Source organism: Streptomyces sp. NPDC097640 (genome assembly GCF_040302705.1).
Classification (GTDB): Bacteria; Actinomycetota; Actinomycetes; order Streptomycetales; family Streptomycetaceae; genus Streptomyces.
This window is the reverse complement of sequence record NZ_JBEOSB010000015.1, coordinates 127,852-142,605: the sequence shown is the minus strand read 5'-3', so window position 1 is coordinate 142,605 and position 14,754 is coordinate 127,852. Positions and strand designations below refer to the sequence as shown.

At 71.3% G+C, this 14,754-nt stretch carries 11 protein-coding genes; 7 read left to right on the top strand and 4 right to left on the bottom strand.

The features are described 5' to 3' along the window. Nucleotides 1–29: 29 nt before the first annotated feature. The 4 genes from ABTY62_RS24270 (at nucleotide 30) to ABTY62_RS24255 (ending at nucleotide 4,602) form a co-directional block, all read left to right on the top strand. Nucleotides 30–1,634 carry an amino acid adenylation domain-containing protein gene (locus ABTY62_RS24270; RefSeq protein WP_352131536.1) on the top strand — a complete coding sequence of 535 codons (1,605 nt, stop codon included), beginning with the start codon at nucleotides 30–32 and terminating at the stop codon, nucleotides 1,632–1,634. Further along, complete coding sequence (locus ABTY62_RS24265; protein ID WP_352131535.1) at nucleotides 1,631–2,950, top strand: FNR domain-containing protein; 1,320 nt, start codon at nucleotides 1,631–1,633, stop codon at nucleotides 2,948–2,950. The genes ABTY62_RS24270 and ABTY62_RS24265 overlap by 4 nt, the downstream gene beginning before the upstream one ends. Before the next feature lie 9 nt (nucleotides 2,951–2,959). Next, nucleotides 2,960–3,727, top strand: a complete 768-nt coding sequence (locus ABTY62_RS24260; protein WP_352131534.1) for an enoyl-CoA hydratase-related protein — start codon at nucleotides 2,960–2,962, stop codon at nucleotides 3,725–3,727. 71 nt (nucleotides 3,728–3,798) lie between these two features. Further along, entirely contained in the window at nucleotides 3,799–4,602 is an 804-nt protein-coding gene (locus ABTY62_RS24255) for an alpha/beta fold hydrolase (protein WP_352131533.1), read from the top strand. Between the two features lie 78 nt (nucleotides 4,603–4,680). Here the strand turns inward: ABTY62_RS24255 and ABTY62_RS24250 are convergent, their stop codons facing one another. The 4 genes from ABTY62_RS24250 to ABTY62_RS24235 form a co-directional block, all read right to left on the bottom strand. Then, nucleotides 4,681–5,688: an aldo/keto reductase gene (locus ABTY62_RS24250; protein WP_352131532.1), complete on the bottom strand. Its 1,008-nt coding sequence runs from the start codon at nucleotides 5,686–5,688 to the stop codon at nucleotides 4,681–4,683. Nucleotides 5,689–5,749: 61 nt separating this feature from the next. Then, on the bottom strand, nucleotides 5,750–8,293 hold the full coding sequence (locus ABTY62_RS24245; RefSeq protein WP_352131531.1) for a glycoside hydrolase family 127 protein: 2,544 nt from the start codon (nucleotides 8,291–8,293) through the stop codon (nucleotides 5,750–5,752). A 117-nt stretch (nucleotides 8,294–8,410) separates the two neighbouring features. Beyond that, a complete protein-coding gene (locus ABTY62_RS24240) occupies nucleotides 8,411–9,859 on the bottom strand; it encodes an RICIN domain-containing protein (protein WP_502997506.1) in 1,449 nt (482 codons plus the stop codon). Beyond that, nucleotides 9,859–10,971: a glycoside hydrolase family 43 protein gene (locus ABTY62_RS24235; RefSeq protein ID WP_352131530.1), complete on the bottom strand. Its 1,113-nt coding sequence runs from the start codon at nucleotides 10,969–10,971 to the stop codon at nucleotides 9,859–9,861. Before ABTY62_RS24235 ends, ABTY62_RS24240 begins: the two co-directional genes overlap by 1 nt. Nucleotides 10,972–11,194: 223 nt before the next feature. Between ABTY62_RS24235 and ABTY62_RS24230 the strand changes: the two genes are divergently transcribed. From ABTY62_RS24230 to ABTY62_RS24220, 3 genes are all read left to right on the top strand, one after another. Further along, nucleotides 11,195–13,153: a glycoside hydrolase family 127 protein gene (locus ABTY62_RS24230; protein WP_352131529.1), complete on the top strand. Its 1,959-nt coding sequence runs from the start codon at nucleotides 11,195–11,197 to the stop codon at nucleotides 13,151–13,153. 140 nt (nucleotides 13,154–13,293) lie between these two features. After that, on the top strand, nucleotides 13,294–13,530 hold the full coding sequence (locus ABTY62_RS24225) for an SGM_3592 family protein (protein ID WP_352131528.1): 237 nt from the start codon (nucleotides 13,294–13,296) through the stop codon (nucleotides 13,528–13,530). Between the two features lie 201 nt (nucleotides 13,531–13,731). Further along, complete coding sequence (locus tag ABTY62_RS24220; protein WP_352131527.1) at nucleotides 13,732–14,556, top strand: hypothetical protein; 825 nt, start codon at nucleotides 13,732–13,734, stop codon at nucleotides 14,554–14,556. Nucleotides 14,557–14,754 lie beyond the last annotated feature (198 nt).

The window sequence follows — 14,754 nt, the reverse complement described above, 5'->3', positions numbered from 1 at the left end:
ACCCCATCACCGCGGAGGGAATCGACACCATGCACCAGGAACCGAGCGAACGGGCCGCGGCACCGGCCTGGTCCGCACACCCGCTGCACGAGCTGTCCGAGGACGACCGCCACCTCTTCCAGAGATTCGGCCGGGGACCGGTGGCGGCGGTGCCCCACACCTGTGTCCACCACGCCTTCGAACGGCACGCCGCCACCGATCCGTTCGCCCTCGCGGCCGAACACCTCGGCGCCACCATCACCTATGGAGAGCTGGACCGGCAGGCGAACCGGCTGGCGGCACATCTGGCCGGGCTCGGTGTGCGCCCCGGCGACCATGTCGCGTTATGCGTGCGGCGCTCCATCCCCATGCTGGTCGGCCTGCTGGCCGTGCTGAAGGCCGGAGCCGCCTACGTACCGCAGGACGCCGGGCTCACCCCACGCCCCCAGCTGGACCATGTCATCCGCACCTCCCGGGCCCGGGTGATCCTCACGACGTCCGGCTTCGCGGAGCGGATACCGGTGCCCGAGGGCCATGTGCTGGTCGCGATCGACACCGTGATGGCGGAGGCGCCGGCCCACGCCCGGGACACCGTCGCGTTCCGGCCCGCCCGGCCGCCGCGCGGCGACGACGGGTGCTATGTGCTGTTCACCTCCGGCACCACAGGACGGCCCAACGGGGTCACCGTCACCCACCGCAACGTCTGCAACATCCTGCTGACCGCCCCCGGCGACCTCGGCATGCGACCGGGGACACGGGTGGGCCAGATCCTCAATGTGGCGTTCGACATGGCCGCGTGGGAGATCCTCGGCTGCCTGAGCCACGGCGCCACACTGGTCATCCGCGGCAAGGACATCGCCGAGACCGTACGGCGGGTGGACGTGGTCATCGCCACCCCGACCGTGCTCAGCCGGATCGACCCCGACCAGTGCCGTCAGGTGCGGGTGGCGGCCGTGGCCGGGGAGCCGTGCCCGCGCCGGCTCGCCGACCGGTGGGCCCGCTTCTGCGCCTTCTACAACGCGTGCGGCCCGACCGAGACCACCATCGTCAACACCATGCAGCGCCACGACCCGGCCGCGCTGCGGCTGACCATCGGCCGTCCCACCCCCAACAACACCGTGTACGTCCTGGACCCCGACCGCCGGCCCTGCGCCATCGGAGAGACGGGCGAGATGTGGGCGGGCGGCGACGGGGTGTCCGCCGGGTACCTCCGCAACCCCGAGCTGAACGCCGAGCGCTATGTGCCCGACCCCTTCCTGGGCGGGGGCCGGATGATGTTCCGCACCCGCGATCTGGGCCGCTGGACACCCGACGGCGAGCTGGAACACCTGGGCAGAACCGACGACCAGGTGAAGGTGCGCGGGTTCCGCGTGGAGCTGGACTCCGTCTCGGCGGTACTGGAGTCACTGCCCGGCTGCGCCCGCGCGGTGACGCTGAAGCCGGACGACACCGGCCTGGTGTCCTTTGTCTCGCCCGCCCACCTCGACCCCGATGTGGCGCGGCGGGCCGTCGCCGCGGCCCTCCCCTACTACTGCGTGCCGCGGGCGGTGCACCCGATGGCGGCACTGCCGCTCACCAGCCGCGGCAAGGTCGACAAGGTGGCGCTGCTGCGGCTGGCCGCCGAGCGCCGGACGAGTGGCGAGGTGGCGTCGTGACCCCCGCCCGCACCGCGGCCCCGGCGCACCGGACACAGGTGGCGCTGCCGCCGCCAACCTCGCTGCCGCGACGGCTCCTCAAGCATCCGCGCCTGATGCACTACAACCGGCTGATCCTGCTGGTGTGGGCGGTCAACCTGGCCTGTCTCGCAACCCGCCCGGACGGGGGCCTCGGGCCGCGGACCCTCTCCCACGCCGCGCTGGCGAACTTCCTGCTGGCGATCGTGGTCCGCCAGCAGTACGTCATCAATCTGCTGTTCCGGCTGGCCACCGCGGCGCCCACCAGCTGGCCGCTGCGGATCCGCTGGACCCTGGCCAAGGTCTACCACTTCGGCGGGCTGCACGTCGGCGGGGCCACCGCGGGCGCCCTGTGGTTCCTGGCCCTGGTCGGCTCCCTCACCCGGCACGGGGCGCCGGCCGCCACGCTCGCCGTCTCGTACGCGCTGCTCGGGCTGCTGGTGGCCATCGTGGCCACCGCGCTGCCGCCCTTCCGGGCGCGGTTCCACGACCACTTCGAGAAGGCACACCGCTTCGGCGGCTGGGCGGCGCTCGCGCTGCTGTGGGCGCAGACCGTGCTGACCACGCTCGACGAGCGGGGCGGCGGCTCCGCCGCGGGCGCCCTGCTGACGGCCCCCGAGCTGTGGACCGTGGCCGTGCTGACCTTCAGCGTGGCCCTGCCGTGGCTGCGGCTGCGCCGGGTGCCGGTCGCCGTCGAGCGCCCCTCCTCGCATGTGGCGCTCGTCCGCTTCGACCACGGCGTAACACCGTTCGCCGGGTCGTCCACGGCCGTCAGCCGCAACCCGCTGCTGGAGTGGCACTCGTTCGCCAACGTGCCCGCCCCCGGCCAGGCGGGGTTCCGCCTCACCATCTCCCGCGCCGGGGACTGGACCGGGAAGTTCATCGACGACCTGCCCTCCCACGTCTGGGTCAAGGGCATCACCACGGCGGGGGTGGCCAACATCGAGACCCTGTTCACCAAGGTGATCTATGTGGCCACCGGCAGCGGCATCGGCCCGTGCCTGCCCCATCTGCTGGCCCGCGAGGTCCCGGCCCGCCTGGTCTGGGCCACCCGCGATCCGCGCCGGACCTACGGCGACGGGCTGGTCGACGAGATCCTCGCGGTCCAGCCCGACGCCCTGATCTGGGACACCTCCGAACACGGCAAGCCCGACATGGTCGAACTGGCCTACGCCGCGTACGCCGAGTTCGGGGCGGAGGCGGTGATCTGCATCTCCAACAAGAAGCTGACCTGGCAGGTCGTCCACGGCATGGAGCGCCGTGGGATCCCCGCGTACGGCGCCATCTGGGACTCGTAGGGAGACACCATGGATGTCATCAAGATCGAACAGCATGGGCGTGTGGTCACCGCGCGGCTGCACCGCCCCACCGTGCTCAACGCGCTGAACAGCGAGGTGATGACGGAGCTGGTCGCGGCGCTGTCACCGCTGGACCTCGACCCGGACGTCGGCTGCTTCGTGATCACCGGGTCCGAGCGGGCCTTCGCCGCGGGGGCCGACATCAAGGAGATGGCGGCCAAGTCCTTCGCCGAGGTGGCCGAGGAGGACTTCTTCGCGGGCTGGGAGGGGTTCGCCGCGCTGCGCACCCCGAAGGTCGCCGCGGTCCGCGGCTATGCCCTGGGCGGCGGCTGCGAGCTGGCCATGATGTGCGATCTGATCCTGGCGGGCGAGTCCGCGGTGTTCGGCCAGCCGGAGATCAAGCTGGGCGTGATCCCGGGCATCGGCGGCACCCAGCGGCTGACCGGTCTGGTGGGCAAGGCCAAGGCGATGGATCTGATCCTCACCGGCCGGACGATGGACGCCCGGGAGGCCGAGCGCTGCGGACTGGTCTCCCGCGTGGTGCCGGACGAACGCCTCGCGCAGGAGGTGGCGGAGGCGGCCGCGGCCATCGCGTCGTACGGCAGGACCGCGGTCAGGGCCGCCCGCGAGGCGGTGGAGCGGGCCCTGGAGGTGGGGCTGCGCGAGGGGCTGCTGTTCGAACGGCGGACGTTCCACGCCCTGTTCGCCACCGAGGACCAGTCCGAGGGCATGCGGGCGTTCCTCGACAAGCGGGCCCCGCGCTTCACCGGCCACTGAGCCGGCAGCGCGGGCGAAAGCGCTTTCTGGCAGGATCTGCCGGAGCCGTCCCCGACCAGAAGGAAGCCAGCATGACCACGCGCCCGTCCGCCGTGCCGCTCCACTGCGACCAGGGCGGTACGGGCGCTCCCCCGCTGCTGCTGGTGCACGGCTGGGGTGGCGACGCCGGGGAGTGGGCACCGCACCTGGCCGCGTGGTCGCGCCGGCACCGTGTGCTCGCCCCGGACCTGCGCGGCCACGGTCGCTCCCCCGCGCCCCGCGAGGGCTACGGGCCGCGGGACTTCGCCGCCGATCTCGCGGCCCTGCTGCACCGTCTGGACACCGGTCCGGTCGTCGCCGTCGGCCACTCGATGGGCGGGCAGATCGTCACCGCCCTGGCCGTCGAGCACCCCGCGCTGGTACGGGCCGTGGTGGTGCTGGACCCGGCGTACGGCGCGGACGAGGCGGAGCTGGCCCGGGTGCCCGCCGAGCAGGAGGCGCTGCGCGCCGAGGGGGCCGGGTGGGCGCTGACGTTCGTCCGCGGGGCCTTCGGGCCGCACACCCCGCCCGGGGTGCGGGCCCGCCATGAGCGGCTGATGGCGGCCATGGACCCGGAGGTGCTCGCCCGCTGCCGCGACGGGATGTATCTGGCGCCGGACGCCTTCGGGGCGCGGGCGGCCGCGCGGGCGTATCTGGCGCGCCGCCGCTGCCCGGTGCTGGGCGTGTACGCGAGCGAGGCGGCGGCCGACTGGGAGCGCGCCGCGCTCGCCCACCCGTACTCCCGCGTCGAGGCGTGGCCGGAGTGCGGCCACTATCTGCACGAGGACCGGCCGGAGGCGTTGATCGAGCTGGTCGAGGAGTGGACCGCCGGGCTCGGCGGGCCCGGGGCCGCGTAGCCCCTGCCCGGGCGGGTCCGGCCGGCGCCCCGTCCGGGCGGCTGAGGCGCGCCGACCGGACGGGGCGGGGCGGGGCGGTCAGGGGATCGCGATGCCGTTCTCGGCCGAGAGCCGGTCGATCTCGGCCAGTTCGGCGTCAGTGAACGCGGGCGAGTCGAGCACCGCCACGTTCTGCTCCAGCTGGGCGACGCTGCTCGCGCCGATCAGCACGGACACCACCCGCGGATCGCGCAGCACCCAGGCCAGCGCCAGCTGGGCGAGGGTCTGGCCACGGCCCTCGGCGAGCTTGTTGAGGGCGTGCAGCAGGGCGAGCCGCTGCTCGGTGAGCACCTCGCGCTTGAGGAAGTGGCCGACCGCCATGCGGGAGTCGGCGGGCACCCCGTTGAGATAGCGGTCGGTGAGCTGTCCCTGGGCGAGCGGCGAGAAGGCGATCACGCCGACCCCCGCCCGCTCGGAGGCCTCCAGTACCCCGCCCTCCACGTCGCGGTGGAGGAGGGAGTACGGGTGCTGGTTGATCAGGTACGGGGTGCGCAGCTCCTTCAGGATGGCGGTGGCCCGCTCGATGGCCTCGGGCGGATAGTTGGACAGGCCCGCGTAGAGCGCCTTGCCCTGCCGCACCGCGGTGTCCAGCGCGCCCATCGTCTCCTCGAGGGGCGTGTCCGGGTCGAAGCGGTGGGAGTAGAAGACATCGACGTAGTCCAGGCCCATCCGGGTCAGGGACTGGTCGAGGCTGGCCAGGACGTACTTGCGCGAGCCGAATTCGCCGTACGGGCCCGGCCACATCAGGTAGCCGGCCTTGCTCGCGATGAACAGCTCGTCGCGGTACGGGCGGAAGTCCTGGGCGAAGATCGTGCCGAAGTTGGACTCGGCGCTGCCGGGCGGCGGGCCGTAGTTGTTGGCCAGATCGATGTGGGTGACGCCGAGGTCGAAGGCGCGGCGCAGGACCGCGCGCTGGGTCTCGAGCGGATGGGTGTCGCCGAAGTTGTGCCACAGACCGAGGGAAACCTTCGGCAGCAGCACCCCGCTGCGCCCACAGCGCTGGTACTGCATCGTTCCGTAGCGGTTCTCGGCGGCGAGATAGACCATGTGCGTCGTCCTCGTTCCCGTTCTGTTCTTGTCTCGTTTTCGACCTTGATGTCAATCGTGGTCATTGTGCCAGGGCCGTGACCTCCGCCGCGGTCAGCGTCTTGCCGTAGACGCGGACGTCGTCGACCGCGCCCTTGAGGTACGGGTCGGGGTACTGGGACTTGCCGAGGTAGGCGGCACGGATGTGGTTGCCGAAGTGGCGGGGTTCCACGGTGATCTGCGCGTTGCGGCCCACGTCGCGTCCGTTCACATAGAGCACGGCGGTGCCCGCTCCGTAGGTCACGGCGACATGGGTCCACTGGCCGGTCGGCAGCGGGTCGGCCTCGATGCGCTGTTCGGCGCCGCCTCCGCCCGCGGTGATGGCGAAGCGCAGCTTGCCGGAGTCGGCGCGCGGGGTGAGGAACATGTTGGCGGTCACGCCCGTCCCGATGTCGAAGATCCGGGTCCATGCCGTGTCCTGGCTGTCCAGCCGCACCCAGAGCGCCACGCTGTATGTGGTGGCCCCGGCCAGGAGGTCGTCGGCGAGGGCGACGTATCCGTCGGTGCCGCCCAGCGCGACGGCGCCACCGGTCCGCCCGGCCGCCCAGGAGGCACCGCCGGTGAGCGTGGCGGTCTTGCCGTTGCCGGTGGCGTCGGCGGCGCTGGTCCCGCCGGTCTCGTCGAAGCGGTGCCAGGCGGCGAAGGCGGGCGGCGGGGTGGGCGGCTCGCCGGTCAGCCAGTACACGTTGTAGTTCTGGTGGTGGACACGGGCGACCGGGAGCAGGGTGACGGTCTCGCCACTCGCGGTGGCGGTGAACTTCAGCGTGGCGCCGGACTGCTGCCGCACCGAGTCCTTCACCAGCCGCGGCATGGTCATATTGGGGCGGTTGCCGTACGCCCCGGCGAGCACGACCGGCCCGTACAGCACGGCCTGGACGTCCGGGTCGTCGGGCGTGGGGTCGAGCTTCAGCGCCATCGGCAGGGTCACCTCGACGCGGTCGCCGGCCTTCCAGGTGCGGTCGATGACCAGCCAGCTGCCGGGTTTGGGCTGGTCGGGGAGGGTGGTGCCGTTGAGCGCCGCGCGGGCGCCGGTGGCCCAGGAGGGGATGCGCACCCGCAGTTCGAGGGAGGCCGTGCCGGAGGCCACGGTGAGGGTGGTGGTCTGCTGGTCGGGGAAGCCGGTGGTCTGGCGCCAGGTGATGCCCTTCTCCTGCCAGCGCAGCTCGGAGGGGATGAACAGGTTCACCAGCAGGCTGCGGTCCGCGTAGGTGTAGATGGTGTCGGCGAACTTGGCCTGGGTCTCCATGCCGCTGCCGTGGTCGCAGGAGAAGTTGTTGTAGTCCGTGGAGTACTGGTTCGGGTCGGTGCCCATGAAGGACGGCTGCTGTTTGAAGGCGCCGGGTGCCAGGCCGGTGTAGTAGATGTTGAAGCCGTGGGCCGAGTCCGGGTCCTGCTCGCCCAGCATCTGGTTGAGGAGGGTGCGCTCGTAGTAGTCGAGCAGGTCGGTGCGGTCGGGCGCGTGGAAGTGGATCAGCCGGGTGAGCTTGAGCATGTTGTAGCTGTTGCAGTTCTCGCAGCAGTTGTTGGACAGCTGGGCGGCGATGGCGTCGGGCTCGTGGAACGCCTCGCCGTTGCTGTTGCCACCGATGACATAGGTGTGGTGGTCGGTGACGATCTTCCAGAAGTTCTCGCCGATGGTGCGATAGCGGCTGGCCAGGCCCTGTTCCCACAGCCGCAGTGCGCCGACCATCTTGGGGATCTGGGTGTTGGCGTGCAACCCGGCGAGCTGGTCCTCGTTGCGGGCGAGCGGGTCGAAGACGCTGGCGTGGGTGAAGCGCTCGGCGACCCTCAGCCACCTGGTGTCGCCGGTGATCGCGTGCAGATCGGCCAGCACCTCGTTCATGCCGCCGAACTCGGTCTGCAGCACCCGCTGCATCTGGTCGTAGCCGAGCCTGCCGGTGCGCGTGTCCACCCAGGCGGCCTGGCGCAGCACGACGTCCAGGGCCTCGGCGCTGCCCGCCAGCCGGTGCTGGTCGACCAGCCCGGCCATGATCTTGTGGATGGTGTAGTACGGCGCCCACACCCCGGAGCCGGACTCCAGCCGGTCGAAGAAGTTCTCCGGGAAGGCCGAGAGATAGCCCTGGCCATAGCCCGCCGCCGGGGATTTCGCCTGGCAGGCGGCGAGCGCGGACACCAGCTTGCGGCTCTTGTCCAGCAGCGCGGTGTCGCCCGTGTTGGCGTAGGCGAGGGCAAGACCGGACAGCAGATGGCCGGTGCTGTGGCCGCGCAGCTCGGTGGTCGGGCTCTCCCAGCCGCCGCAGGCCTGGGCGCTGCTGGGCAGGCCGACGTTGAGCCGGAAGGTGTGGAGCAGCCGGTCGATGTCGACGAACCGCAGATAGGCGGTGTTGCGGGACTGGTTGTCCTTGAAGGGGCCCGGCAGCAGGGTGACGGAGCCGAGCGGGAAGGGCCGGACGGCGGTGACCGCCCGCGCCCGGCCACGGGGTGCGGCCGAGGCGGCCGGGGCGGCCGCCAGGGCCGTGCCACCGGCCGCTGCCGTGAGCGCGACGGCCGCGGCGCCGGACGCCGTGGTGGCGAGGAAGTGCCGTCTGTCGACTGGTTCGTTCATGTTCTTCCCTCACAGAGGTTCGAAATTACGAACAATGTCCGACATGTTGCGCACGGTGACGCTACCGGCCCCTCCCTGGAAGTCAACAGTCCCAGCCGTACCAGGGCACCGGACCGGTCAGCCGCGCTTCCACTGCTGGTTGGCCCCGCCGATGCAGGTCCACTGCACGATGGCGGCCTTGTCCGCGGTGGACTCGTCCGCGACGTCCAGACACTTGCCGCTGCTCCGGGAGGTCAGCCGGACATACCCGTCGCCGGTGTCCGTGGCCTGCCACTGCTGGCCGGCCGCCGTGCCGCAGGCCGACTGGACGACCTTGGCGCCGTCGTCGGCGGAGCCGCCGCTGACGGTCAGGCACTGGGAGCTGTGCCGGGCGATCAGCTGGACATAGCCACCTCCGGCGTCCTTGGACCAGAACAGCTGGTTGCCGCCGCCGTTGCAGGTGTACTGCACGGCCGCGGTGCCGTCCGTCTGTGAGGCGGAGGTGATGTCGGCGCATTTGCCGGTGTGCCGCGCGACGAGGGTGCGGTACGGCCCGCCGGAGCCGGTCACGGTGCCCGCCTCGGTGTCGACGGCAAGCTGCGGAAACCAGTCCATCGTCATGGTGCGGGAGGTCGGGAAGGACAGCGGCAGCCACACATAGCGGGAGTCGTTGACCTTGCCGCCGAAGGAGTTGCCCCAGCGGTCGCCCAGATACAGATAGGACGTCGCCCCGTCGCCCTGCACCGGCAGGACGTACGCGGTCTGGGAGCCGTACGCGGTGGCGTCGCCGATGTTCGCCATCTCGGTCCACGGCCCGGCCAGGTCGGTCGCGGTGGCGTACTTCTGCTGGTTGGGATTCCAGCCGGTGGCGCCGGAGGTCAGCATGAAGTAGACGTTGCCGCGCTTGAAGAGCGCGGGCGCCTCGCGGTGGCCGCCGGGCCACGGGTTGGCCACCAGGCTCGCCACGCCCGTGTAGTCGTCGGTCAGCCGGTAGATCTGGAGGTCGTAGTTCTCCCGGGCCGCCGAGACCATGTATCCGGTGCCGTCGTTGTCCTGGAACAGCGTGATGTCCCGCGACATGTGCTGGTCGAGCGGGCGGAAGCTGCCCCGCCAGGTGTAGTCGCCGTCGACGGTCGGGGAGGTGGCGACCGCGGCGCGCGCCTCGCTGTAGTCGGTGCCGTTCTCCTTGTGCATCCACATGACGAACTGCTTGGTCCGCTGGTTGTAGAGGACCTTGGGGCGCTCGATATTGGCCTTCGCCAGCTCGGGGTCGGTCGCCTGGGTCAGGACATGCCGGCGGAACTCCCAGCTCTTGAGGTCCTTCGAGCGGTAGGCGGACACATAGCGGAAGGTGTTGTCGGTGTTCCGGTTCTCGCCGAACCAGTAGTAGTAGGCGCCGACCTTGATGGCTCCGCCGCCGTGGGCGTGCACCGGATCGCCCGAGGTGGTGGCGAACTGCGTTCCGTTGAGGACGGTCACCGGGGCGGCCTGGGCGCCGGAGGCGCCCATCAGCGGGGCCAGCAGGGCCGCGCACACGGCGGCCACGAGCGTCCAGAGGCGGGGGCGCCTCATCCGCGGGGCGGGCATCACGCAGTCTCCTTCGGGTGGATCGTCGTCCCCTGCCCGCGCGCGGGCGCGTCGGCCACCGGTATGCCGAAGTCCGGGGTGCCGTCGGCCTTCCAGGGCAGGGTCTGGATGCGGGTGTGCCGGTTGGGGTCGTGCAGCGGATCGCCGGTGATGTCCTTGTACTGGCGCGCGTGGTAGACGAGGACATCGGTGCGACCGTCCTCGGCGACCGTGAAGGAGTTGTGTCCAGGGCCGTACTGCTTGGTGGTGTCATTGCTGGTGAAGACCGGTGTCGGGCTCTTGGCCCAGGACGCGGGGGCCAGCAGGTCGCTGCCCGCGGAGGCGGTCAGCAGCCCCATGCAGTAGTTGCTGTCGGTGGCGCTCGCGGAGTACGTCAGAAACACCCGGCCGTTCCGCTGGAGGACCGAAGGGCCTTCGTTGACCTTGTAGCCGCGGGTCTCCCAGTCGTATGTCGGGCGTGAGATCTCCACCTGCGGGCCGGTGATGGTCCACGGGTTCGCCATCCGGGCGATGTAGAGGCTGGAGTTGTTGCCGACGTCCGGGTTGGACTGGGCCCAGACCAGATGGCGGGTGCCCTGGTGGACGAAGGTGGAGGCGTCGAGGGAGAAGGTGTCCAGCGGGGTGGCGATCCGGCCCTTCTCGGTCCAGGTGCCGGTGACCGGGTTGGCGCTCGTGTTCTCCAGCACCCACATCCGGATCTTCCAGACGTCGTTGGCGGGCGCGGCGGCGAAGTAGACGTACCACTTGCCGTCGATGAAGTGGATCTCCGGCGCCCAGATGTGGGCGCCCATGTCGCCGCTCGCGTGCTTCCTCCAGATCACCGACTCGGCGGCGGTGGCCAGGCCGTTGAGGGTTCTGGAGCGGCGCAGGACGATGCGGTCGTACTCGGGTGCGGTGGCGGTGAAGTAGTAGTAGCCGTCGGTGTGCCTGACGATGTGCGGGTCGGCCCGCTGGAGGACGAGGGGATTGCGGTACGGATCCGCCCGGCGCCCGCCCGGCGCGGCGTCCCGGTCCGAGGCATGGGCCAGGCCGGGCGTGCCCACGACGGCGCCCACGGCGAGGGCGCCTTTGAGGACCAGCCGGCGGCCGGGTTGCTGTTCACTGCGGCTCAAGTCTGTCTCCCGATGACGGACCCCCGTGATCGATTTTGTTCGGAGATTAAGGCTTCTGATGAGTTCTGACAGGCCCTGTGGGAGGTGCGAAACTTTCGAAAACACTGTGGATCGGCGTCAGTTCACTCGTCGAGACTGAAGGCTTGTCGCGGAGACCAGGCTTACCTAAGCTCGCCGCAACAACCGGTTTCTACAGCTGTGACCAGGAAGAAGTGGTGGGCAGATGACCGCAGGACCGATCCGGCTCTCCGAGGGGGCGCACACCGCGCTGCGCCCGGCCACCGCGGCCCGTATCACCGGCGGCTTCTGGGCGGCCAGGCGCCGCGTCAACGCCGAGGTGAGCATCGCGCAGGGGCCGCGCAGGCTCGAGGAGGCGGGCAACCTGGACAATCTGCGCGCGGCCGCCGGGGCGAAGTCGCCGGGGTTCACCGGCGACTTCCAGTTCCAGGACTCCGATGTGCACAAGTGGCTGGAGGCCGCGTCCTGGCAGCTGGCCGATGGGGCGGCCGGGACAGCGGGGGCGGTCGGCGGGGAACTGGCCCGGGAGGTCGGCCGGTTGATCGAGCTGGTGGCGGCCGCGCAGGACACCGACGGCTACCTCCAGACGTACTACCAGGTCAGACCGGGCGCCCAGCGCTGGTCGGAGCCGCACTGGGGACATGAGCTGTACTGCGCGGGCCATCTCATCCAGGCCGCGGTCGCCCACCACCGGGCCACCGGAGGTGCCGAACTCCTCGATGTGGCGGTGCGGTTCGCCGATCACATCGACGCCACCTTCGGCCCCGGCAAACCGGTGGACGCGGTGTGCGGACACCCGGAGATCGAGACCGCGCTGGTCGAGCTGTACCGGGAGACGGGCGAGCGGCGCCATCTCGACCTCGCCGCCTACTTCATGGACCGGCGGGGACAGGGCACCCTCGGCGACGGCGCCGAGGACCGGGAGGCCGACCGCCGCCCCGGCGCGCCCTATTGGCAGGACCACGCCCCGGTGCGGGACGCGACCGAGGTCACCGGGCACGCCGTGCGCCAGTTGTATCTGCTCGCCGGGGCCGCGGATCTGGCGGCGGAGACCGGCGACACGCGGCTGCGGGAGGCGCTGGTGCGGCTGTGGGAGGACATGGCCGCCACGAAGACCTATCTGACCGGCGGCGTCGGCTCCCGGCACGACCTGGAGGCGTTCGGCGACGCGTACGAACTGCCGCCGGACCGGGCGTACGCCGAGACCTGCGCGGCCATCGCCTCGATCCAGTTCGGCTGGCGCATGGCGCTGCTGACGGGCGAGGCCCGCTACAGCGATCTGATCGAGCGCACCCTGTACAACGGATTCCTGTCGGGCGTCTCGCTGGACGGGGACCGCTGGCTGTACGTCAATCCGCTCCAGGTCCGCGAGGACTACACCGGCCCGCACGGCGACCAGGGGGCGCGCCGCACGGAGTGGTTCCGCTGCGCCTGCTGCCCGCCGAACGTGATGCGGCTGCTGGCCTCGCTGCCGCACTACGTGGCCAGCGGCGACGCGGACGGCCTTCAGCTGCACCAGTACGCCTCGGGCTCGTACGCGGCGGGCGGCGGAGCGGTGCGGGTGGGTACCGGCTACCCCTGGGAGGGCCGGATCGCGGTCGTGGTGGACGAGGTCCCCGGCGACGGCGAGTGGACCCTGTCGCTGCGCGTCCCGCACTGGGCGGACAAGTACGGCGTGACGGTGAACGGCGAGCCGGTGGCCGCGCGCGCCGAGAACGGCTGGCTGCGGCTGCGGCGCCGCTGGCGGCCCGGTGAGACGGTGGTGCTCGACCTGCCGCTGCGCCCCCGGCTCACCCGTCCCGACCCCCGGGTGGACGCGGTGCGCGGCTGCGTCGCGATCGAGCGCGGGCCGCTCGTGTACTGCCTGGAGGAGCCGGACCAGCCGGACGGGCTGCGGCTCGACCGCGTCCGGCTCGACCCCGCGGCGACGCCGACCGCCGGGCATCGGCCGGAGCTGCTCGGCGGGGTCACCGCGATCACCGCCGGAGCGCTGCGCCCCCGGATCCGGCCCGAGGGCTGGTGGCCGTACGCCGACGCCAAGGCGCCCGGCGCGGCCGGCGGACCGGGCTCCCCCGCGGCCGAGCCGGTCCGGGTGACCGCGATCCCCTACTACGCGTGGGCCAACCGCGAAGCCGGCGCGATGCGGGTGTGGATCCCGGTGTAGGGGCTTGCGCGGACGGCTTGTGCGGACGGCCGCGCTACGGGCCCTCGCCCGGGCCGTGGAACTCACCGTGCGGCCCGGACGTTGTCCGGCCGAGGAACACGGTCTTGTGCCCGAGGGCACCGGCGAACGGGAGGTGCGCCTTGAGCACCGGCTCCACAGACCGGGGAGCGGACCCCGGCGACCCAGGCGACTGGGACGATGTCGTGCTGGACGAGGAGTTCGTACGGGGCGCGGAGGTGTCCGAGCCCGCCGCGCGCACCCGGATGCTGACCGCCCGCTGGCGGCGCCGCGCGCCCGAGCCTCAGCCGTGGCGCGCCGACGAGCCCCCGGCGGGCTGGTTCTGGAGCAAGCGCCGCAAGCGGCGACGGCGGCGCTAGCAGCGGCAGCGGCGATCGCGCCGGCGGTGGCGACAGGGGCGGCGATTTTCGGCGGGCAGGGCGGCAACGTTTCGATGAGCGGCGGCGACCAACCGTCGCGGGCCGGCACGTACCCGTACCGCCCCTCCACGGGGGCGTGCCGCCCGCGTCCACTTCCCGACCCGGAAGCGAGCCGCCATGCCGCTCTTAAGAAAACTCCGAATGCTCCTGGTCGCCGTGGCGGCCGGGGCACTGTCCGTCATCGGCTTCTCCGCCCCCGCGGTGGCCGCCCCCTCGGCGGCGGCCGACACCTGGAACCCGCCGAGCAACCTCGTCCAGCCGCTGAACGAGGTCTGGAAGCACGTCGAGTCCACCTACCCGGACCTGTACGGCTTCAAGAACTACGGCTGGGACCAGGTGATGGCCAACAAGGGCAGCCTGAACTACTGCGTCCGCTGGGAATCCGACCAGCCCGTCAGCGCCGCGCTGCGCGACCAGATCCACACCGCCCTCAAGCGGCAGTCCAAGAAGTGGATCGACTCCGTCGCGGGCTTCGAGGGCTTCCCGTACAACGACGTCCCGGTCAAGATCGTCGGCTGGGCCGTCAAGAACCGCTCGACCCTCCAGTGGACCGACAACTCGGTCGACATCTACACCGGGCTGGAGAGCGAAGGCGCGCCGCAGTGCTCCCCCGACTGCGGCCGCTTCTTCCACCAGGACGGCAACTACTCCAAGTGTCCGGGCGGCGCGGCGCGCCACTACGACCAGTCGCTGTGGCTCACCAAGGGCTTCGGCGGCGGCGCGGGCGGCGACTGGGGCCAGCGCATCGGCAGTGAGTACATGGTCGGTGCGGTGAACCAGGACAACATCCATATCCTGCTCCACGAGATCGGCCACACCTACGGTCTGGACGACTTCTACGACTGGACCCCGACCGGTGTCGGCGGCTTCCTGATGCAGGCGGGGACGGCCGACCACATCACCGAGTTCGACAAGTGGATGTACCGCGACTTCTGGCGCCATCTGAAGAGCCGGTACGGCCTGTAGCACCCGTACCGCGGCCCCGTACGCCCCCCAGCGTACGGGGCCTGTCCTCGGTTTTTCGAAAGTTTCGAGCGATGTTGAATCCTCAATTCCGAGGGCTTCCCCGCTGACTTGGGGCGCCTTAATGTAGGGACCGGTTGCTATCCGGTCAACATCTCGGGCGCCAAGCGCTCGTATTCGAAACTTTCGCATCAACCGGTG